Source organism: Mycobacterium sp. 1081908.1 (assembly GCF_001673535.1).
Lineage (GTDB): Bacteria > Actinomycetota > Actinomycetes > Mycobacteriales > Mycobacteriaceae > Mycobacterium.
The window spans coordinates 1-18,766 of record NZ_LZLY01000043.1 but is presented as its reverse complement, the minus strand read 5'-3'; the positions used below and the strand labels follow the sequence as shown (position 1 = coordinate 18,766).

The following is an 18,766-nucleotide window of genomic DNA, read 5'->3' as shown; positions in this document are numbered from 1 at the left end:
GGCTGCTGGCGGTCCTGCGCGACGGGCGCACCTGGGTCTGGGTGATCGAAGACGCCCATTGGGCCGACGGTGCCACCTTGGATCTGCTGCGCTTCCTGGCCCGGCGCACCGAGTCGCTGCCGCTGCTGCTGGTGGTGTCCTACCGCGACGATGAACTTGACCCCCAGCACCCGCTGTCGGTCGCCCTGGGGGATGTGGCCACTTGCGCGGCGGTGCGCCGCATCGGGCTCGAGCCGCTGAGCCGCCATGCGGTGGCGCAGCTGGCCACCGGCAGCGGGGTCAACGCCGAGCAGTTACACGAATTGACCGGGGGTAACCCATTTTTCGTGACCGAGGTGTTGGCCGCCGGCCCGGCGGCGCTGACCCGGCAGGGGTTGCCCCGCAGCATCGCCGAAGCGGTCCGCGGCCGGCTGGCCCGCCTGTCGCCGGCCGCGCGCGAGACCGCCGCTGCGGTAGCGGTCTGCGGCCCACGCGCCGCTGTCGCCCTGGTCGAAAAGGTCTGCCCCGCGGCCGCCGTCGGACTGGCCGAATGCCTCGACTCCGGGGTGCTGGTCGAAGGGCACGACGTCATCGACTTCCGCCACGAACTGGCCCGCCGCGCCACCGCCGACCAGATCGCCAACTACCAGCGCCGAGTGTTGCATAAACAGGCGCTGGCGGTGTTGGCCGAACCGCCAATCGATCCGGATACCTTGGCGGCGTTGGCGTTTCACGCCGAGCAGGCTAGCGATACTGACGCCGTCATCCGTTATGGGCCCGCGGCCGCCGAACGGGCGTCGGTACTTGGCGCGAACCGGGAAGCCGCCGAGCTATATGAGCTCACGCTGCGCCAGGCCGATAGCGTCCCCATCGAACAAAAGGTCCGTTTGATTGAGCAGCACGCGTTGACCTGTTATCTGTGTGGGCTCGCGGAGGCAGCGGTGTCATCGTGGCGTGAGGCGATCCGTTGGCGTCTCGCGCTGGGTGATCCACTCGGCCAAAGCGAGAATCTGCGCTGGATGTCCCATGAGTTATGGGGGATGGGCCGGGTCAGCGAGGCCTTCGATGCCGCACGAGCCGCGTTAGAGCTGGTGCAAGACGCCGGGCCGAGCCCACAGCTGGGCTGGGCGCTGGCCAACTTGGCCGAGTTCGGGAGCTGGGGTTTCGACCCTGCCGCCGTTGACTACGCCGCCCGAGCCATCGCCTTGGGAACGCGCATCGGTGATAACGCCCTGGTTATCCGGGCCCGCGCCGCTGCCGCAACGGCTCAGATCCTCGCCACCGACACCGGTTGGGAGCAGCTGGAAGCGGCGTGGCGTGACGCGATGGCCACCGAAACTCGCGGCGAGCATGCCGGACTGCTGGCGACTCTTGTATGCCTGCTCGCGGCGTTGCACTACGACATCGATCGCGCCGATCGCTACATCACCGACTCGCTCGCCTACTGCCGTGACCATAACGTGTTCACCTTCGAGGCCTTAGTCGTCGGGGTCGATGCGGTGGTGCGGCTACATCGCGGCGACTGGGGCCACGCCCGCACAGCTGCCGAAGATCTCCTCACCCGGCCAGGCCTGGCCGCAGTGAACCGGATTCTGCCGCAGCTCATCCTCGCCCTGATCCAGGCGCGGCGTGGCCAGCGCTCCGCCGACACGCTGCTCGATGACGCCGTAGCCGGCGCCGAAACGGACCACCTTCGGTTCTTCTCGGTGTGGCCAGCGCGTGCCGAGGCGGCCTGGCTGGCAGGCGACGACGACACCTGCCGCAGCGAAGCCCACGCAGGGCTGGCGGCCACGGGTGCCCGCGCTGACCCGTGGCTGGTCGGAGCGCTGCACCGCTGGTTGTATCTGGCCGGCGGCGGATCCGCGGCCGGCGCCGGCGACCCACGCACACCGTTCGAGTTGGAGATCCGCGGCGACTGGCAGGCCGCCGTCGAGGAATGGCTGCGGCGCGGCTGCCCCTACGAGGCGGCCATCGCCCAACTCGGCGGCGATATCGCCGCCGTGCAATCGGCGCTGGCCACATTTGACAGTCTCGGTGCCAAGGCCGCGGCACGGCGCGCGCAACAACGGCTCACCGCGTTGCGGGGTCGCACCCGCCGCAGTCGGCGCGCCGACATTCTGGCCGACCCCGACGGGCTGACGCGGCGCGAACGAGAAATACTCACCCTGATCGCCGCGGGTCACAGCAACGCCGATATTGCCACCGAACTCACCATCAGCCGCCGAACCGTCGCCCATCATGTCGCGGCGATCCTGGCCAAACTTGGCGTCGACAACCGCATCCAAGCCGCCGCCCACGCAATGCAACGCCCAACCGCATCAGGGCTCTGACACGACATTTCGCGCGCCCCTGACGCCGCCGCAACCCACCCCGTTCTGACAAGGCTTCACGGTGCCGTCTTCGCCGCGTGCCAAAAATGGGCCTGATTGCCCATCAACCATGCCCGCCCGCCGGCGCACACTTTTACACACGCGCACCTGGGCCGGCCGCAGCGACGCGTGAGCCGGCACATCATCGGTGAAAAGTGGCCGACCGGCTCTCTATTGGTGAGCGCAGCGATCGAAGGTGAAGTCACAACATGAACACCAAGCACACCCTGAAGAAGATCGTCGCGCGGACACTGCTGTCAGGCGGCGTCGCGGTGGCGGGTTTAGGCCTGGCCGCGGGCACTGCCCAAGCCCATCTCGGCCTGATGCCGCCGATGCAGGGCCTTTCGCCGGAAGACCGCCCATCGCCGGGCGAATCCGGGCCGTACATATGTTGCCCCGGAGACGGAATGGGACTTCACGGAGCTACCGGTCACGGATGCCCGCCCGGGTCAAACGGGCTTGGCGTCAACTGGGACAGGTCTCAGTGCCACACGTGGTGGGGCGTCGTCTGGGGGCATGGAAACGTTGACCAAAGTGTTTGGGAGGGAACTGATCCACCGCCGCCCGAGGCGACGCAGCGGCCACCGTGCGGGTTTCCTTTCATGTGTTCGGGAACGCCGTGATCCCGGCAGGCTTGTCCGCCCGAACGTGAAGCCAGCCGCACACTCAGAACACCAGCGGGCGGCCTGCCGCACGCTCGGCGCCCGCTAGCCGACGGCGCGACCGGCGCCCTCCCAGAACTGCGCCCGGACGGACTTCTTGTCCGGCTTGCCCAGCCCGGTCAACGGCAGCGCGTCGACGACCACCACCCGCTTGGGCGACTGCACCGAGCCCTTGCGCTCCTTGACCGCGGCCTGGATCTCGGCCGTCATGGCCTCGACCGCGGCGTCATCGCGGGACGCGTCGGCGCGCAGCACCACCACCGCGGTGACGGCCTCGCCCCATTTCTCGTCGGGCGTGCCGACCACGCACACCTGCGCGACGGCCGGATGTTCGGCGATCACGTCCTCGACCTCACGGGGGAACACGTTGAAGCCACCGGTGACGATCATGTCCTTGACCCGGTCGACGATGAAGTAGAAGCCGTCCTCGTCCTCGCGGGCCATGTCGCCGGTGTGCAGCCAGCCGTCCTTGAAGGTCTCGGCGGTCGCCTCCGGCAGGTTCCAGTAGCCGCCGGCCAAAAGCGGTCCGCTGACACAGATCTCGCCCGGTTCGCCCTGCGGCACCGGCTTGCCGTCGGTGCCCAGCAGCGCCACGCGGGCGAACAGCGTCGGGCGCCCGCACGACGTCAGCCGCTTCTCGTCGTGGTCGGCCTTGGCCAGGTAGGTGATCACCATCGGGGCCTCGGACTGCCCGTAGTACTGGGCGAAGATCGGGCCGAAGCGCCGGATCGCCTCGGCCAGGCGCACCGGGTTGATCGCCGAAGCGCCGTAGTAGACGGTCTCCAGTGACGACAGGTCGCGGGTGTGCGAGTCGGGGTGGTCCATCAGCGCGTAGAGCATCGACGGCACCAGCATTGTGGCCGTAATGCGTTGCTCCTCAATGACTTTCAGCACCTCGGCCGGATCGAACTTGCTCAGCACCACCATCTCGCCGCCCTTGACCACCGTAGGCGTGAAGAACGCCGCACCGGCGTGCGACAGCGGCGTGCACATCAGGAACCGCGGGTGCTTGGGCCACTCCCACTCGGCGAGCTGGATCGACGTCATGGCGGCGATGTTGCCGGTGGTCCCGATCACGCCCTTGGGCTTGCCGGTCGTCCCGCCCGTGTAGGTCAGGCCGCCGATGTTGTCCGGCGGCAGGTCGGCGACCACCAGCGGCTTGGGCTCGTACTTCGCCGCCTCGGCCGACAGATCGACGGCCACACCCCGCAGCGCCTCGGGGACCGGGCCGATGGTCAGGATCTGGTTGAGCGAGGGCACCTTTTCCAGCAGGCCCAGCGCGCGCTCGGTGAACATCGGGTTGGGGTCGATGATCAGGGAGCTCACCCCGGCGTCGGAAAGCACGTACGCGTGATCGTCGAGCGAGCCGAGCGGGTGCAGGGCGGTGCGCCGATAGCCCTGGGTCTGGCTGGCACCGAGGATCATCAACACCTCGGGCCGGTTGAGCGACAGCAGCCCGACGGTGACGCCGGTCCCGGCGCCCAGCGCCTCGAACGCCTGCGTGTACTGGCTGATTCGCTCGGCCAACTGACCACCGGTCAGCGTGGTGTCGCCGAGAAACAGCACCGGCCGGTTCTTGTGGCGCTTGAGCGCCCCCACCAAAAGGTGGCCGTTGTGGGTCGGGTTGCGCAGCAGGTCGTTGCTCATAGGGGCAAGACTAGAACGTGTTGCAATTCGGGTCAGCCGGACCCTCCGACCACTAGCATCCCTGCACATGGGGCAGGCAGATCTCGTCGTCACCGGGACCGTACTGACCGTCGACGAGGCGCAACCCACGGCCGAGGCGCTCGCCGTGGCCGGCGGCCGGATCGTCGCCGTCGGCACCCGCTCCGACGTCGCCGGCCACATCGGCCCCGACACCCGAACCGTCGACGTCGGCGACGGCTGCGTCATGCCGGGATTCGTTGAGGCGCATGGCCATCCGCTGATGGAGGCCGTGGCGCTGTCGGACCGGATCGTCGACATCCGACCGGTCACCGTCCCCAGCGCCGACGACGTCGTCGCCGCGATCCGAAGTGAGGTCGCCGCACGGGGACCGGTCGGTGCCTACCTGAACGGCTGGGATGCCCTGCTGCAGCCCGGACTCCCGCAGCCGACGCTGGCCTGGCTCGACGAGATCGCTCCGGACGGGCCGCTGGTGATCATCCACAACTCCGGGCACAAGGCCTTCTTCAATTCGCGCGCCGCCCGGCTCAATGGCCTGACGCGCGACGTCGCGGACCCCAAGGGCGCCAAATACGGCCGCGACGCCGACGGCGAACTCGACGGCACCGCCGAGGAGATCGCCGCGGTGTTCCCCCTGCTGGGCGGCGCCATCCAGGCCGACAGCTACCCGGCGATGCTGCTCGCCGAGTGCGCCCGGCTCAACCGGGCCGGCCTGACCACGTGTTCGGAGATGGCGTTCGACCCGAATTTCCGGCCCCTCATCGAGCAGCTGTACGGCCGGCTGACGGTGCGGCTGCGCACCTACGAGGTGTCCAACCCCCAGATGTCGACCACCGCCACCCCGGGCCAGGGCGACGACATGCTGCGCCAGGTCGGGATCAAGATCTGGGTCGACGGCTCCCCCTGGATCGGCAACATCGCGTTGTCCTTCCCGTACCTGGACACCGAGGCGACGCGCACGATCGGAGTGACGCCGGGGTCCTGCGGATGCGCCAACTACACCGCCGACCAGCTGAGAGAAATCGTCGGCGCCTACTACCCATTGGGCTGGCAGATGGCCTGCCACGTGCAGGGCGACGCCGGCGTCGACACGATCCTCGACGTCTACGAGGAGGCGATCACGCGCGATCCGCGCGACGACCATCGGCTGCGGCTCGAGCACGTCGGCGCCATCCGGCCCGAGCAACTGCAAAGGGCCGCCGACCTCGGCGTCACCTGCAGCATCTTCGTCGACCAGATCCACTACTGGGGTGACGTCATCGTCGACGGCCTGTTCGGGCCCGAGCGCGGATCCCGTTGGATGCCGGCGGGTTCCGCGGTGGCGACCGGCATGCGGATCTCGCTGCACAACGACCCGCCGGTGACGCCCGAGGAGCCGCTGCGCAACATCAGCGTGGCCGCGACCCGCACGGCGCCCAGCGGCCGGGTGCTGGCCCCCGAGGAGCGGTTGACCGTCGAGCAGGCGATCCGCGCGCAGACCATCGACGCCGCCTGGCAGCTGTTCGCCGACGACGTGATCGGTTCGCTGGAGGTCGGCAAGTACGCGGACATGGTGGTGCTGTCCGCGGATCCCCGGACGGTGCCGCCCGAGCGGATCGCCGACCTCGAGGTGCGCGCGACGTTTCTGGCGGGCCAACAGGTCTATGGCCAGTGACGCCGGACCTGCGGGACCTGTTGGACCGCCTGCACGTGGTGGCGCTGCCGATGCGGGTGCGCTTCCGCGGCATCACCACGCGCGAACTCGCGCTGATCGAGGGCCCGGCCGGCTGGGGCGAGTTCGGCGCCTTCGTCGAATACGGCCCGCGCGAGGCCGCGCACTGGCTGGCCTCGGCCGTCGAGGGCGCGTACCGGCCGCCGCCGCCGGTGCGGCGCGACCGCATCCCGATCAACGCCACCGTGCCGGCCGTGCCCGCCGCCCAGGTCGGCGAGGTGCTGGCCCGGTTTCCGGGGGCGCGCACGGCCAAGGTGAAGGTCGCCGAGCCCGGGCAGACGCTGGCCGACGACGTCGACCGGGTCAACGCCGCGCGCGAGCTGGTCGAGACCGTGCGGGTGGACGCCAACGGCGGCTGGAGCGTCGACCAAGCCGCCGAGGCGGCCGCCGCCCTGACGGCCGACGGCCCGCTGGAGTACCTCGAGCAGCCCTGCGCGACGGTCGGCGAACTCGCCGCCCTGCGCGCGCGGCCTGACATGCCTGACGTGCCGATCGCGGCCGACGAAAGCATCCGCAAGGCCGACGACCCGCTCGCCGTGGTCCGCGCCGGGGCCGCCGACATCGCCGTGCTGAAAGTCGCCCCGCTGGGCGGGGTTTCGGCCATGCTGGCGATCGCCGCGCAGATCGACATCCCGGTCGTGGTTTCCAGCGCGCTGGACTCGGCGGTCGGCATCGGCCACGGCCTGACCGCCGCGGCCGCCCTGCCGCAGCTGCGCCACGCCTGCGGGCTCGGCACCGGCGGGCTGTTCGCGGAAGACGTCGCCGAACCCGTGCTGCCCCTCGATGGCTTCCTGCCGGTCGGGCCGGTGACGCCGGACCCGGCGCGGCTGCGGGCGCTGGCCGCGCCACCCGAGCGGCGGCGGTGGTGGATCGACCGGGTCAGGGCCTGCCATCCGCTGCTTGTACCGTCGTCCGGGTGATAAATCTGGCTTACGACGACCGCGGCTCCGGTGAGCCCGTCGTCTTCATCGCCGGCCGCGGGGGCGCCGGGCGCACCTGGCACCCGCATCAGGTCCCGGCGTTCTTGGCGGCCGGGTACCGCTGCATCACCTTCGACAACCGCGGGGTCGGCGACACGGAAAACGCCGAGGGATTCACGACGCAAACCATGGTCGCCGACACCGCCGCCCTGATCGAGTCGCTGGGCGCCGCCCCGGCGCGGATCATCGGCGTATCCATGGGCGCGTTCATCGCGCAGGAACTCATGGTGGCGCGGCCCGAGCTGGTCAGCTCGGCGGTGCTGATGGCCACCCGCGGTCGCCTGGACCGCGCCCGCCAGTTCTTCCACGAGGCCGAGGAGGAGCTGCACGCCTCCGGCGTCACGGTGCCGCCCATGCTCGACGCGAGAAACCGCCTGTTGGAAAGCTTTTCGCGCAAGACACTGAACGACGACGCGGCCGTCGACGACTGGATCGCGATGTTCTGCACCTGGCCGGTCAAGCAGACCCCGGGGCTGCGGGCGCAGATGTACGTCTCCCCGCAGACCAACCGGCTGGCGGCCTACCGCAGCATCGCCGCCCCGGTGCTGGTGATGGGCTTCGCCGACGACATCGTGACGCCGGCCTACCTGGGCCGCGAAGTCGCCGACGCCATGCCCAACGGGCGGTACCTGCAGATTCCCGACGCGGGGCACCTCGGGTTCCTTGAGCGGCCGCAGGCGGTCAACACGGCGGCGCTGCAGTTCTTCGCGAGCGTGCGGGCCTGAGCCGTCCCGGCCGGTTGTGACACGCTGTAGGAGTGAACCCCTCGACGACACAGGCCCGCGTCGTCGTTGACGAGCTGATCCGCGGCGGCGTCCGCGACGTGGTGCTGTGCCCCGGGTCACGCAACGCGCCGCTGGCGTTCGCGCTGCAGGACGCCGACCGCGCCGGCCGCCTCCGGTTGCACGTCCGCATCGACGAACGCACCGCCGGCTACCTGGCCATCGGGCTGGCGATCGCGGCGGGCTCGCCGGTGTGCGTCGCGATGACGTCGGGCACCGCCGTCGCCAACCTGGGCCCCGCGGTGGTCGAGGCCAACTACGCCCGGGTGCCGCTGATCGTGCTGTCGGCCAACCGGCCCTACGAACTGCTGGGCACCGGGGCCAACCAGACCATGGAGCAGCTGGGCTACTTCGGCACCCAGGTGCGCGCCACGATCAGCCTGGGCCTGGCCGAGGACGGACCCGAGCGGATGGACTCGCTCAACGCCACCTGGCGATCGGCCACCTGCCGAGTGTTGGCCGCCGCCACCGGATCTCGCACCGCCAACGCCGGCCCGGTGCAGTTCGACATCCCGCTGCGCGAACCGCTGGTGCCCGATGTCGAGCCGCACGGCGCGGCGGTTCCGCAGGGCCGGCCCGGCGGCAGGCCGTGGACCTACACGCCGCCCGTCACCTTCGACCAACCGCTGGAAATCGACTTGTCGCCCGACACGGTCGTCATCGCCGGGCACGGCGCGGGCACGCACCCCAACCTGGAGCGCATGCCCACCGTGGCCGAGCCGACCGCACCCGCCCCGGCCAACCCGCTGCACCCGCTCACGCTGCCGTTGCTGCGCCCCAAGCAGGTGATCATGCTGGGGCGCCCTACGTTGCACCGGCCGGTGTCGGCGCTGCTGGCCGACCCGCAGGTGCCGGTGTACGCGCTGACCACCGGGCCGCGCTGGCCCGACGTTTCGGGGAACTCGCAGGCCACCGGCACGCGCGCGGTCACCACCGGCACCCCGCACGAGGCATGGCTGCGCCGCTGCGCGGAGGTGAACCGGCACGCGAACCGGGCGGTGCGCGACCAGCTCGAGGCGCACCCGTTGACCACCGGGCTGCACGTCGCCGCGGCCGTGGCCGACGCGCTGCGTCCGGGCGACCAGCTGGTGCTCGGCGCCTCCAACCCCGTCCGCGACGCGGCGCTGGTGGGTCTGGACACCCACGGCATCAAGGTGCGCTCCAACCGCGGGGTCGCCGGCATCGACGGCACCGTGTCCACCGCCATCGGGGCGGCCCTCGCGCACGAGGGACGCACGGTGGCGCTGATCGGGGACCTGACCTTCGTGCACGACAGCTCCGGCCTGTTGATCGGCCCCACCGAGCCAACACCGCAGCGGCTGACGATCGTGGTGTCCAACGACAACGGCGGCGGCATCTTCGAGCTGCTCGAGCAGGGCGACCCGAGGTTCTCCGACGTGTCCTCGCGGATCTTCGGCACCCCGCACGACGTCGACGTCGGCGCGCTGTGCCGCGCCTATCACGTCGAGAGCCGGCAGATCGAGGTCGACCAGCTCGCCGCGGCCCTCGACGAGCCGGCGGCGGGCATGCGGGTGCTGGAGGTCAAGGCCGACCGGTCCTCGCTGCGGCAGCTGCACGCCGCCATCAAGGCCGCCCTGTGACCAACCCAAAGGTGTTGCTGCACATACTTCTTCACGGCCGCAGCGACGAGCCGCCAAAGACGCGGCCCCGGATCGCGTTGCGCTGGTTGCGGATTGCGGTGCTGATCGTGACGGGCCTGGTGACGCTGCAGTCACTGCTCCTGGTGGCCGGGGCATGGCGCGACGACCTTGCGATCCAACACCACATGGGGGTGGCGCAGGCGGAGGTGCTCAGCGCCGGGCCGCGACGCTCCACCATCGAATTCGTCACGCCCGAGCGCGTCACCTACCGTCCCGAGCTCGGTGTGCTGTACCCGTCGGAGCTGGCGACGGGCATGCGGATCTACGTCGAATACAACAAGAACGATCCGAACCTGGTTCGGGTGCAGCACCGCAACGCCGGGTTGGCGATCATTCCCGCGGGATCCATCGCGGTGGTGGCCTGGCTGGTCGCGGCGGCCGCCCTGACGGGTCTGGCGCTGCTGGACAGGTGGCTGGACCGCCGCTCCGCGGCGTCCGACCAGCAAATTTCGCGCGACGTATGCCCGTAGGCAACCTTATCGACAGCCGACGCTGCGATCGTGGGCTTCGTGCGCGTTGCAATCGTCGCCGAGTCCTTCCTCCCCAATGTCAACGGTGTCAGCAACTCAGTGCTGCGCGTCCTGGAGCACCTGCGTCGCAGCGGCCACGAAGCCCTCGTCATCGCGCCCGACAACCCGCCGGGTGAGCCGCGGGCGGACCGCATCCACGACGGCATCCGGGTGCATCGGGTGCCGTCGCGAATGTTCCCCAAGGTGACGACCTTGCCGCTCGGGGTTCCCATGCCCCGGATGGTCAGCGTGCTAAGGGGATTCGATCCCGACGTGGTGCACCTCGCGTCGCCGGCGCTGCTCGGTTACGGCGGGGTGAAGGCGGCCCGCTGGCTGGGGGTGCCGACGGTCGCGGTGTACCAAACGGACGTACCGGGTTTCGCGGCGAGCTACGGCATCCCGATGACGACGCGCGCCGCCTGGGCGTGGTTTCGTCACCTGCACAGCCTGGCCGACCGCACGCTGGCGCCGTCGACCGTGACGATGGAATCGCTTGTCGCCCATAGGTTCCCGCGCGTGCATCGGTGGGCGCGCGGGGTCGACGTGCTGCGGTTCGCGCCGTCGGGGCGCGACGAGGCGCTGCGGCGGCGCTGGTCGCCGGCCGGCAAGCCGATCGTCGGGTTCGTGGGCCGGCTCGCGCCGGAGAAGCATGTCGAGCGGCTGGTTGCGCTGAACGCCAACGATTCCGTGCAGGTCGTCATCGTCGGCGACGGCGTCGATGAGGCAAAACTGCGATCCGCGATGCCCACAGCGGTTTTCACCGGAGCGTTGTACGGCGAGGAGCTCGCCACCGCCTACGCCAGCATGGACGTTTTCGTACATCCCGGTGAACACGAGACGTTTTGCCAAGTCGTGCAGGAGGCGCTGGCGTCGGGGCTGCCCGTGATCGCCCCCGACGCCGGCGGGCCGCGCGACCTGATCGCCCCCTACCGCACCGGGCTGTTGTTGGAAGTCAACGAGTTCGAGGCGCGGCTGCCCGCCGCGGTCGAGCACCTGCTCGCCGAGCGACACCGCTACGCCCCGGCCGCGCGGCGCAGCGTGCTCGGCCGCAGCTGGCCGGTCATCTGCGACGAGCTGCTCGGCCACTACGAGGCGGTGCTGTCGCCCTTCGCGCGGCGCCGGGCGTTCGCGAACCGCTACGCGCAGGGCGAGTGAGTCAGCCCTGCGCCAGCTCCGCGACGGGCTGCCACTGCTCCCAGTTGCGTAGCCGGCTCTCGTAGTCGGCCTTCGCCGTCTGTAGCGGGGTGGCTCCGAAGAACACCCGCAGCGGCGGCTCCTCGGCGTCTACCACCTTCAGCAGCGCGGCCGCGGAGGCCGACGGGTCGCCCGGGCTGGCCCATCGCTTGCTGCGTTCGGCCTGGACGGCGGCGCGAACCTCGTCGTATGCGGGCAGGGGCTCGGAGTGCTTGGCCGACGCCCCCGCCCAGTCGGTGTCGAAACCGCCCGGTTCGACGAGCGTGACGTGGATGCCGAACGGCGCGACCTCCTGGGCCAGCGCCTGCGAGAGACCCTCCAGCGCCCACTTGGACGCGTGGTAGATGCCGACCAACGGGAACGCGGTGATGCCGCCGATCGAGGACACCTGGATGATGTGCCCGCTGCCCTGCTCGCGCAGATACGGCAGCGCGGCCTGGGTGATCCACAGCGCGCCGAAGACGTTGGTCTCGATCTGTTCGCGCGCGTCTTGCTCGGACAGCTCCTCGATGAACCCGAAGTGGCCGTAGCCGGCGTTGTTCACGACGATGTCCAGGCGGCCGAAGTGATCGTGTGCCCGCTTGACCGCCGCGAAGTCAGCGTCGCGATCGGTCACGTCCAGCCGGATCGGCAACAGCGCGTCGCCGTACCTGTCGACCAGGTCGTCCAGCGTCGCGGTGTCGCGTGCCGTGGCGGCGACCTTGTCGCCGCGCTCCAGCGCGGCGATCGCCCAGTCTCGTCCGAAGCCTCTTGATGTACCGGTGATAAACCAAACTTTTTCGCTCACGAAGCCGTATAACGCGCTCGCCGGCGTGCCATTCCCGCTATGGCCGGGCGGCTAAGCCCTGATCGGCGTCTTCGTCGTGTCCTCGAGGAACCTCGTCAACAGCCGATCGAACTGCGCGAGCTCGGCCGCCGACCAGCCCGACAGCGCCCGCGCCAGGTGCTCGCGTCGCACCTCGTGCAACGAACCCGCGGCGCGTTCCCCGTCCGCCGTCGCCTCGATGACCGAAACCCGCCCGTCGCCCGGATCACCGCGGCGCGTAACGAGACCCGCGTCGGCCAGCGCCCGCACCCGGCGGGTGGCCATCCCGACGTCCATGTGGGCCAGGGTCGCCAGGCGCCCGATCGGCAGGGGTCCCTCGTCGATCAACACCCGAAGCAGGATGTACGACGGCTGCGACAGCTCGGTGTCCGCGGCCGACGCCTGCCGGGCGAACGCCGAACGACTCACGCTGAGCCGCACGACCCGCGACAGCGCGGCGCTGATGGAATCCACGGAATCCAGCCTGGGCGCGTACGTCACATCCGCGACCGTACCAAAGATATGCTTGACATAGTCAAATATATGCCGATAGCCTGCCGAAATCAGCTCGCGCTGAGGAGGTTTGATGCTGGGTACGCCCTTTTACTTCGACTGGTCCAACTACCGGACCATGCTCGGGCTGTTGCGCCGGGACCCACCGGCGTCGAAGCGCTGGTCGCGCTACTTCGCCTTCCTGATCGGCGTCCCGCTCGTCGCGGCGATCCACGCCGTGTGCTTCACGCTCGACCCGATCGCGTTCGGATCGCTGCGCCGCACCCGGGTGACCGGGCCGACGTTCTGCATCGGCCACGCGCGCAGCGGCACCACGTACCTGCATCGGCTGATGGCCGCGGATCCACAGTTCAGCTACGGCCTGATGTACGAGCTGTTCTTCCCCTCGCTGTTGGAAAAGCGCCTGTTGCGCCTGATGTTTCGCGTCGATGCCGCGGTGTTCGGAAAGCGTCTGCGCCACCGCCTCGACGAGATCGAGGAGCGTCGGTTCGCGGCCACGGACGACATGCACAAGACCGGCTTCTTCGTCCCCGAAGAGGACGACTTCTTTCTCACCTGGTCGCTGTGTTCGGGCTTCTGGATCCTCATGTTCCCGTTCATGGGCGAGCTCGACTTCTACCACGTCGACTCCTGGCCCGAACGCAAACGGCGCCGGGCGATGAACTTCTACAAAGAATGCGTCCGGCGGCAGATCGCGCTCAACGGCGGCGGCACCCACCTGAGCAAGAACCCCACCTTCTGTGGCCGCGTCGAATCGCTGATCGAGACGTTTCCCGACGCGAGATTCATTGTGCCCATGCGTAATCCCGACGAGACGATCCCGAGCCTGCTCAAGTTGCTGAAGACCGAATGGGGCCTGCGCGGCCGCGACGAGCGCCTGATCGCGAAATCGCTGCGCGTGCTCGCCGACCAGTCGTTCGACAGCTACCAGCGTCCGCTCGACGTCCTGGCCCGGCACCCCGACGTTCGCTCGGTCGTCGTCGACTATCGCGAGCTGATCGCGCAGCCCGAGGCCACCATGCGCCGGATCTACCGGGACCTGGAGCTCGACATGGGGCCGGTAGCGGCCAAGGCATTCGCGGCGGCCGGCGGCGGGCACGAATCGGCCCACCGCTACAGCCTCGAGGAATTCGGGCTCGACGCCGGAGAAATCCACACCCGCCTGGCCGCCCTGTTCGACGAATACCACTGGGACACCGAAGGAAAGGACGCCGATGTCCACTGAATCGAGCCGCGCCGAGCTCCGCGCGGCCTGGACGGACATGATCGACGCTCTGACCCGGGCCCGCGACGCCGTCGACTCCGCCGAGCTGCACGCGCCGCCGCCCACCGAACAGGGACTGGCCGAGGGGCACCGCTACCTGCTCGGCTTCGTTTTCAGCGCCATCGAGCGCGCCTTCTTCGAGGATCCCGAATTTCCGTATTTCCGGCGCGCCATCCAGCCGCTCGACAAGGCGACCATCGACAACGCCGACGCCCTGTACCTGTCGGCCTCGATCGACGGCGCCAGGGACTACCGGGTGCGCGGCCGGCTGGGTGCTAAACCGCCGCAGTACATCATCTTTGAGGCCCACACCGTGTACGCGGGCGACACCGGCAGCCTCGCCGAACTCGCGCCGGGCGGGCGCGCGGTCACCGGATCGTTGGACGTCGCCGACCTCGTCGTCGACGCCGACGGGCGCTTCGAGATCCTGCTGGCTCCCCAGCGGCCGCCCGGCCACCGGGGCAACTTCATCGCCACGGCCACGGCCGACGGCACCCACACGGCGCGGTTTCTGATCGCGCGCATGCTCTTTCACGACTGGGAACGCGAGGCGTCGCCGGAGCTGCACATCGTGCAGCTGGGCAAGGAGGGCGCCCGCCCGGCGCCGATCGATCCGCCCGCCGCGGCGCACCACCTCCGCCGCGTCGGCACGATCGTCGAAAACCAGATGAGATTCTGGAACGAGTTTTATGACGTCGTGCTGGAGGCGCACGGCGACAAGAACGGTGACGGGTTCACCCTGATGCCCCGCAACGCCCTCAACGAGCCCGCGCCCGCCAACCTCGCGATGGGCGGCGGCCAGAGCACCAACGTCTACTCCGGCGGCGTGTTCGACCTGCAGCCCGACGAGGCCCTGCTCATCGAGGTCGCCGTCCCGGTGGCGCCGGCCTACATGGGTTTTCACCTGTCCAACCTCTGGGGCGAGTCGCTCGATTATGCCAACCACATCACCAGCCTGAACGGCTTTCAGTCCGAGCCGGACCCCGACGGGACCTTCCGCTACGTCGTCGCCGACACCGACCCCGGCGTGCCGAACTGGCTCGACACCGCCGGGCACCGCGGCGGGTTTATGGCGCTGCGGTGGACGTACTCCAAGCCCCCGCCGCAATTGCCGACGGCAACGGTCACCAAGGTGCCGCTGGCCGGCGTCCGCCAACACCTCCCGGCGACCACCCGCGCCGTCGCCCCCGAGGAGCGCCGGGAACAGATCAGGGTCCGCCAGGAGCACGTCCAGCGAAGGTACCGGCAGTATTGACCCGGTACGGTCGACGTCGTGAACCGCGCGGCGCTGGACAAGAACCCCCGGGACGTCGCCTCGATGTTCGACGGCGTCGCCCGCCGCTACGACGTGACCAACACCGTGCTGTCGCTGGGGCAGGACCGGTACTGGCGCCGGGCCACGCGCTCGGCGCTGCGGCTCGGCCCGGGTCAGCGGGTGCTGGACCTGGCCGCCGGGACCGCGGTGTCGACCGTGGAGCTGAGGAAATCCGGGGCGTGGTGCGTGGCCGCCGATTTTTCGGTCGGGATGCTCGCGGCGGGCGCGGGCCGCAGGGTGCCGAAGGTCGCCGGTGACGCCACCAAGCTGCCCTTCGGCGACGGGGTGTTCGACGCGGTCACCATCAGCTTCGGGTTGCGCAACGTGGCTGACCAGCAGGCGGCGCTGCGCGAGATGTTCCGCGTCACGCGGCCGGGTGGCCGGCTGGTGGTGTGCGAGTTCTCCACGCCCACCAACGGGCTGTTCGCCACCGTCTACAAGGAGTATCTGATGCGGGCGCTGCCGCGGGTGGCGCGCGCGGTGTCGTCCAACCCCGACGCCTACGTGTACCTCGCGGAGTCGATCAGGGCCTGGCCCGACCAGCCGACGCTGGCGCACCGGATTTCAGCGGCCGGGTGGTCGGCGGTGCGTTGGCGCAACCTGACCGGCGGCATCGTGGCGCTGCACGCCGGGTACAAGCCCGTTTAGGTCCTAGTGGGCGCCGGCCCGCTGGATGAAGCCGACCTGGTCGGGGCAGTAGTGATCGATCGCGGCGCCCAGGAACTGGAAGGCCTGGCCCTCGGTGGTGCCGCGCGGCAGGTTGTGCTGGACGAAGTTGGCGGACTTGTACGGGTCGCCGTCCACTCCCCGGCCGATTCGCTCGCAGCTGATCTTCGCCAGCCAGGCGAGCTGGTCCTGCGGACCGTACACACCGAACGAGTTGACCGTGCTCTTGAACACGTAGTCGTAGTCGTCGGCCTGTGCGGGCGCCGCCAGTGCGACAGCGGCGCCCGCCATGGCGATGAGAGAAGCCAGCCTCGAAGCCTTCATTAGCCGGACTATACACCTGGTTTGTTTTAGGAGCCCAGGTGCGCGGAGAGCAGCCAGGCTCCGACCGACTTGCGGCCGTCGGGCTCGTCGCGAACGTCGCCGAACGGCAGGTCCACGCCGACGCCCTCGGGCAGGTAGGCATAGATGCGCGCCGGCCTGATCTCGTCGACGACCCAGTACTTGGACACCACGTCGCGCAGCTCGTCGGCGGTCACGGCGTTGATCGGCCCCTCGGGAACCGCGGCCTTGTCGAAGACCAGGGCGAAGTAGGAGGCGCCCGGAGCGGCGGCCCGGCTGATCGACTCCTGGTAGCCCTCGCGCGCCTCGACGGGGATCGAGTGGAACAACGTCGAGTCCACGATCGTGCCGAACCGGCCGTCGAAGCCGGTGAAGTCGCTGATGTCGGCCACCTGGAACGTGACGTTGGTCAGGCCCCGCTTCTCGGCCTCGCGCCGGGCCAGGTCGATCGCGGTGGGCGAGAGGTCCAGCCCCACCGTGGTGTATCCCCGCTCGGCCAGCGCCAGCGAGATCGCGGCCTCCCCGCAGCCCACGTCCAGCACGTCGCCGTGAAACTTGCCCTGCTCGATCAGGGCGGCCAGCTCGGGTTGCGGGGCGCCGATGCTCCACGGCGGCCGCACGCCCGCGCCGAACGAGGATTCCCCGCGATAGGCGCTTTCGAATTCGAAGTCTGTTGGTTGAGTCATGCCTTCAGGTATATCAATGGCCCTGATACATGTCAACGACCTTGATACGGCGAGCAGACGCAAAAGCCCCCAATTCCGCTACGAAATAGGGGCTTTTGCGTCTGCTCGCGAAAACGTGGCTCAGCTGAACGGCGTTCGGCGGTCCAGCAGCCGTGAGAACCGCCCGCCGCCGCGCCAGGCCCGCGCCACCCAGTCGGCGTCGTCGTCGGTGACCAGGTTGGCCATCACCCGCACCGCGATGGTCATCAGCCGCGCCGAGCGCATCGCGATCGGCCCGGTCGCGGGCAGGAACCGCTGGAAGGTCAGCAACAACGCCAGCCGGCGGGCGACCGAAAAGCCGCGGGCGTAGTGCTCCTGCAGCAGCGCCGGCCACACCCGCGACAGGTCCGGGCAGTCCAGCAGCTCGGCGGCCAGCCGGCCCGTCTCCAAGCCGTAGTCGATGCCCTCGCCGTTCAGCGGGTTCACGCAGGCGGCGGCGTCGCCGATCAGCATCCAGTTCGGCCCGGCCACGCCGGACACCGCGCCGCCCATCGGCAGCAACGCCGACGACACCGCCCGCGGCTCGCCGGAAAAGCCCCACTCGTCGCGGCGCAGGTCGGTGTAGTACGAGATCAGCGGGCGCAGCGCCAGGTCGGCCGGCCGCTTCGAGGTCGACAACGCCCCGACGCCGATGTTCACCTCGCCGTTGCCCAGGGGGAAGATCCAGCCGTAGCCGGGCAACACGGCGCCGTCGGGGGAGCGCAGCTCCAGGTGCGACGTCAGCCAGGGATCGTCGGACCGCGGGGTGGCCAGATACCCGCGCGCGGCCACGCCGTACACCGTCTCCTGGTGCCACCGCCGGCCCAGCTTGCGGCCCAGCGACGAGCGCGCCCCGTCGGCGACGATCAACCGCCGGCAGCCGACCTCGGTGCCGTCGGCCAACTTCAGCGACACCACCCGCCTCGACGAGTCATGATGCGCGGCAACGGCTTTGGTCCCCAGCAGCATCCGCGCCCCGGAATCCTCCGCGCACTTGCGGATCCGGTCGTCCAACTCGAGGCGGGCCACCGCGCTGCCGGTCGACGGGAACGACGGGCCCGGCCAGTCGACCTCGACCTCGCCGCCGAATCCGCTCATCCGCAGCCCGCGGTGCCGGATGCGCGTGTCGAGCCAGTCGCCCAGGCCCAGGCGTTCCAGCTCGGCGACGGCGCGCGGGGTCAGGCCGTCGCCGCACGCCTTGTCGCGGGGGAAGCTGGCGGAATCGATGACCAGCACGTCGGTGCCCGCGCGGGCGGCCCAGGCGGCCGCGGCCGAACCGGCGGGTCCGGCGCCCACGACCACCAGGTCAGCCCCGATCTTCACACCCCCCAGTATGTTGGTCGCGTGAGTACTCCGGTGACGGTGGTGGCGGGCATTGACTTCGGGGATGCCGCGTTCGCCGCGACCGTGCGGGACGGCGTCGGCCGGATCGAGCAGCTCATGGACACCGAGCTGCACAGCGCCGACGCGGTGATGACGGACTCGCTGACGTACCTGTTCAAGGCCGGCGGCAAGCGGTTCCGGCCGTTGTTCACCGTGTTGTCGGCGCAGCTCGGCCCCAACCCGGACGCCGCGGAGATCAGGCACGCCGTCTTCTCGTACACCACCTTCAGGTAGTGCTCCACCGGGTCCACGCCCTCGGCCG

General features: G+C 69.9%; 16 protein-coding genes and 1 pseudogene. 11 read left to right on the top strand and 6 right to left on the bottom strand.

What is annotated here, in order from left to right; genetic code table 11:
• Positions 1 to 2,309 (top strand): LuxR C-terminal-related transcriptional regulator (locus tag A5655_RS06425; protein ID WP_067006970.1); only part of this gene is annotated, 2,309 nt, incomplete at its 5' end.
• Positions 2,310 to 3,055: 746 nt separating this feature from the next.
• Here the strand turns inward: A5655_RS06425 and fadD8 are convergent.
• Positions 3,056 to 4,657: a fatty-acid--CoA ligase FadD8 gene (gene fadD8 / locus A5655_RS06420; RefSeq protein WP_067006967.1), complete on the bottom strand. Its 1,602-nt coding sequence runs from the start codon at positions 4,655 to 4,657 to the stop codon at positions 3,056 to 3,058.
• A 67-nt stretch (positions 4,658 to 4,724) separates the two neighbouring features.
• Here fadD8 and A5655_RS06415 point away from each other — a divergent pair, with 67 nt between their 5' ends.
• Genes A5655_RS06415 through A5655_RS06390 form a run of 6 tightly spaced genes read left to right on the top strand, consistent with a single transcriptional unit; the run spans position 4,725 to position 11,473 of the window.
• Positions 4,725 to 6,329, top strand: coding sequence for an amidohydrolase (locus tag A5655_RS06415; RefSeq protein ID WP_067006964.1), 1,605 nt, complete (start codon positions 4,725 to 4,727; stop codon positions 6,327 to 6,329).
• A gap of 50 nt (positions 6,330 to 6,379) precedes the next feature.
• A complete protein-coding gene (locus A5655_RS06410; protein WP_369807181.1) occupies positions 6,380 to 7,306 on the top strand; it encodes an o-succinylbenzoate synthase in 927 nt (308 codons plus the stop codon).
• A complete protein-coding gene (locus tag A5655_RS06405; RefSeq protein WP_067006958.1) occupies positions 7,303 to 8,091 on the top strand; it encodes an alpha/beta fold hydrolase in 789 nt (262 codons plus the stop codon). The genes A5655_RS06410 and A5655_RS06405 overlap by 4 nt, the downstream gene beginning before the upstream one ends.
• A gap of 32 nt (positions 8,092 to 8,123) precedes the next feature.
• The gene (menD, locus tag A5655_RS06400; RefSeq protein WP_067006956.1) at positions 8,124 to 9,749 is read left to right on the top strand and encodes a 2-succinyl-5-enolpyruvyl-6-hydroxy-3-cyclohexene-1-carboxylic-acid synthase; all 1,626 of its coding nucleotides are present in this window, start codon (positions 8,124 to 8,126) and stop codon (positions 9,747 to 9,749) included.
• Positions 9,746 to 10,279: a DUF3592 domain-containing protein gene (locus A5655_RS06395; RefSeq protein ID WP_067006953.1), complete on the top strand. Its 534-nt coding sequence runs from the start codon at positions 9,746 to 9,748 to the stop codon at positions 10,277 to 10,279. Before menD ends, A5655_RS06395 begins: the two co-directional genes overlap by 4 nt.
• A gap of 39 nt (positions 10,280 to 10,318) precedes the next feature.
• Positions 10,319 to 11,473 (top strand): glycosyltransferase family 1 protein, encoded by a 1,155-nt coding sequence (locus A5655_RS06390; protein ID WP_067006976.1) that lies wholly within the window; start codon positions 10,319 to 10,321, stop codon positions 11,471 to 11,473.
• 1 nt (position 11,474) lies between these two features.
• Here A5655_RS06390 and A5655_RS06385 read toward each other — a convergent pair whose 3' ends face one another.
• Positions 11,475 to 12,299 carry an SDR family oxidoreductase gene (locus tag A5655_RS06385; protein ID WP_067006951.1) on the bottom strand — a complete coding sequence of 275 codons (825 nt, stop codon included), beginning with the start codon at positions 12,297 to 12,299 and terminating at the stop codon, positions 11,475 to 11,477.
• 51 nt (positions 12,300 to 12,350) lie between these two features.
• Positions 12,351 to 12,818, bottom strand: coding sequence for a MarR family winged helix-turn-helix transcriptional regulator (locus tag A5655_RS06380; protein ID WP_156764737.1), 468 nt, complete (start codon positions 12,816 to 12,818; stop codon positions 12,351 to 12,353).
• A gap of 85 nt (positions 12,819 to 12,903) precedes the next feature.
• Here A5655_RS06380 and A5655_RS06375 point away from each other — a divergent pair, with 85 nt between their 5' ends.
• From A5655_RS06375 to A5655_RS06365, 3 genes are read left to right on the top strand one after another with little or no spacing between them, the layout of a single operon-like run.
• Entirely contained in the window at positions 12,904 to 14,055 is a 1,152-nt protein-coding gene (locus tag A5655_RS06375; RefSeq protein ID WP_067006946.1) for a sulfotransferase, read from the top strand.
• Complete coding sequence (locus tag A5655_RS06370) at positions 14,045 to 15,349, top strand: DUF1214 domain-containing protein (protein WP_067006943.1); 1,305 nt, start codon at positions 14,045 to 14,047, stop codon at positions 15,347 to 15,349. The genes A5655_RS06375 and A5655_RS06370 overlap by 11 nt, the downstream gene beginning before the upstream one ends.
• Before the next feature lie 18 nt (positions 15,350 to 15,367).
• Positions 15,368 to 16,057, top strand: a complete 690-nt coding sequence (locus tag A5655_RS06365) for a demethylmenaquinone methyltransferase (protein ID WP_067006940.1) — start codon at positions 15,368 to 15,370, stop codon at positions 16,055 to 16,057.
• A 3-nt stretch (positions 16,058 to 16,060) separates the two neighbouring features.
• Here the strand turns inward: A5655_RS06365 and A5655_RS06360 are convergent, their stop codons facing one another.
• The 3 genes from A5655_RS06360 to menJ all read right to left on the bottom strand — a co-directional run bounded on the left by A5655_RS06360 (position 16,061) and on the right by menJ (position 18,444).
• Positions 16,061 to 16,399, bottom strand: a complete 339-nt coding sequence (locus A5655_RS06360) for a DUF732 domain-containing protein (RefSeq protein WP_067006937.1) — start codon at positions 16,397 to 16,399, stop codon at positions 16,061 to 16,063.
• A 26-nt stretch (positions 16,400 to 16,425) separates the two neighbouring features.
• Positions 16,426 to 17,103 (bottom strand): class I SAM-dependent methyltransferase, encoded by a 678-nt coding sequence (locus A5655_RS06355; RefSeq protein ID WP_067006926.1) that lies wholly within the window; start codon positions 17,101 to 17,103, stop codon positions 16,426 to 16,428.
• Between the two features lie 120 nt (positions 17,104 to 17,223).
• Positions 17,224 to 18,444: a menaquinone reductase gene (gene menJ / locus A5655_RS06350; RefSeq protein WP_156764736.1), complete on the bottom strand. Its 1,221-nt coding sequence runs from the start codon at positions 18,442 to 18,444 to the stop codon at positions 17,224 to 17,226.
• 21 nt (positions 18,445 to 18,465) lie between these two features.
• On the opposite strand from menJ, the pseudogene A5655_RS06345 reads away from it, so the two are divergent.
• Positions 18,466 to 18,702 (top strand): annotated as a pseudogene (locus A5655_RS06345) (polyprenyl synthetase family protein); the annotation flags it as partial.
• Positions 18,703 to 18,766: the final 64 nt, after the last annotated feature.

Excerpts from the sequence above, each read along its gene's own strand:
- A5655_RS06370 (WP_067006943.1), top strand. The coding sequence starts at position 14,045 with ATGTCCACTGAATCGAGCCGCGCCGAGCTCCGCGCGGCCTGGACGGAC.
- A5655_RS06355 (WP_067006926.1), bottom strand. The coding sequence starts at position 17,103 with ATGACTCAACCAACAGACTTCGAATTCGAAAGCGCCTATCGCGGGGAA.
- A5655_RS06375 (WP_067006946.1), top strand. The coding sequence starts at position 12,904 with ATGCTGGGTACGCCCTTTTACTTCGACTGGTCCAACTACCGGACCATG.
- A5655_RS06415 (WP_067006964.1), top strand. The coding sequence starts at position 4,725 with ATGGGGCAGGCAGATCTCGTCGTCACCGGGACCGTACTGACCGTCGAC.
- A5655_RS06360 (WP_067006937.1), bottom strand. The coding sequence starts at position 16,399 with ATGAAGGCTTCGAGGCTGGCTTCTCTCATCGCCATGGCGGGCGCCGCT.
- fadD8 (WP_067006967.1), bottom strand. The coding sequence starts at position 4,657 with ATGAGCAACGACCTGCTGCGCAACCCGACCCACAACGGCCACCTTTTG.
- A5655_RS06410 (WP_369807181.1), top strand. The coding sequence starts at position 6,380 with ATGCGGGTGCGCTTCCGCGGCATCACCACGCGCGAACTCGCGCTGATC.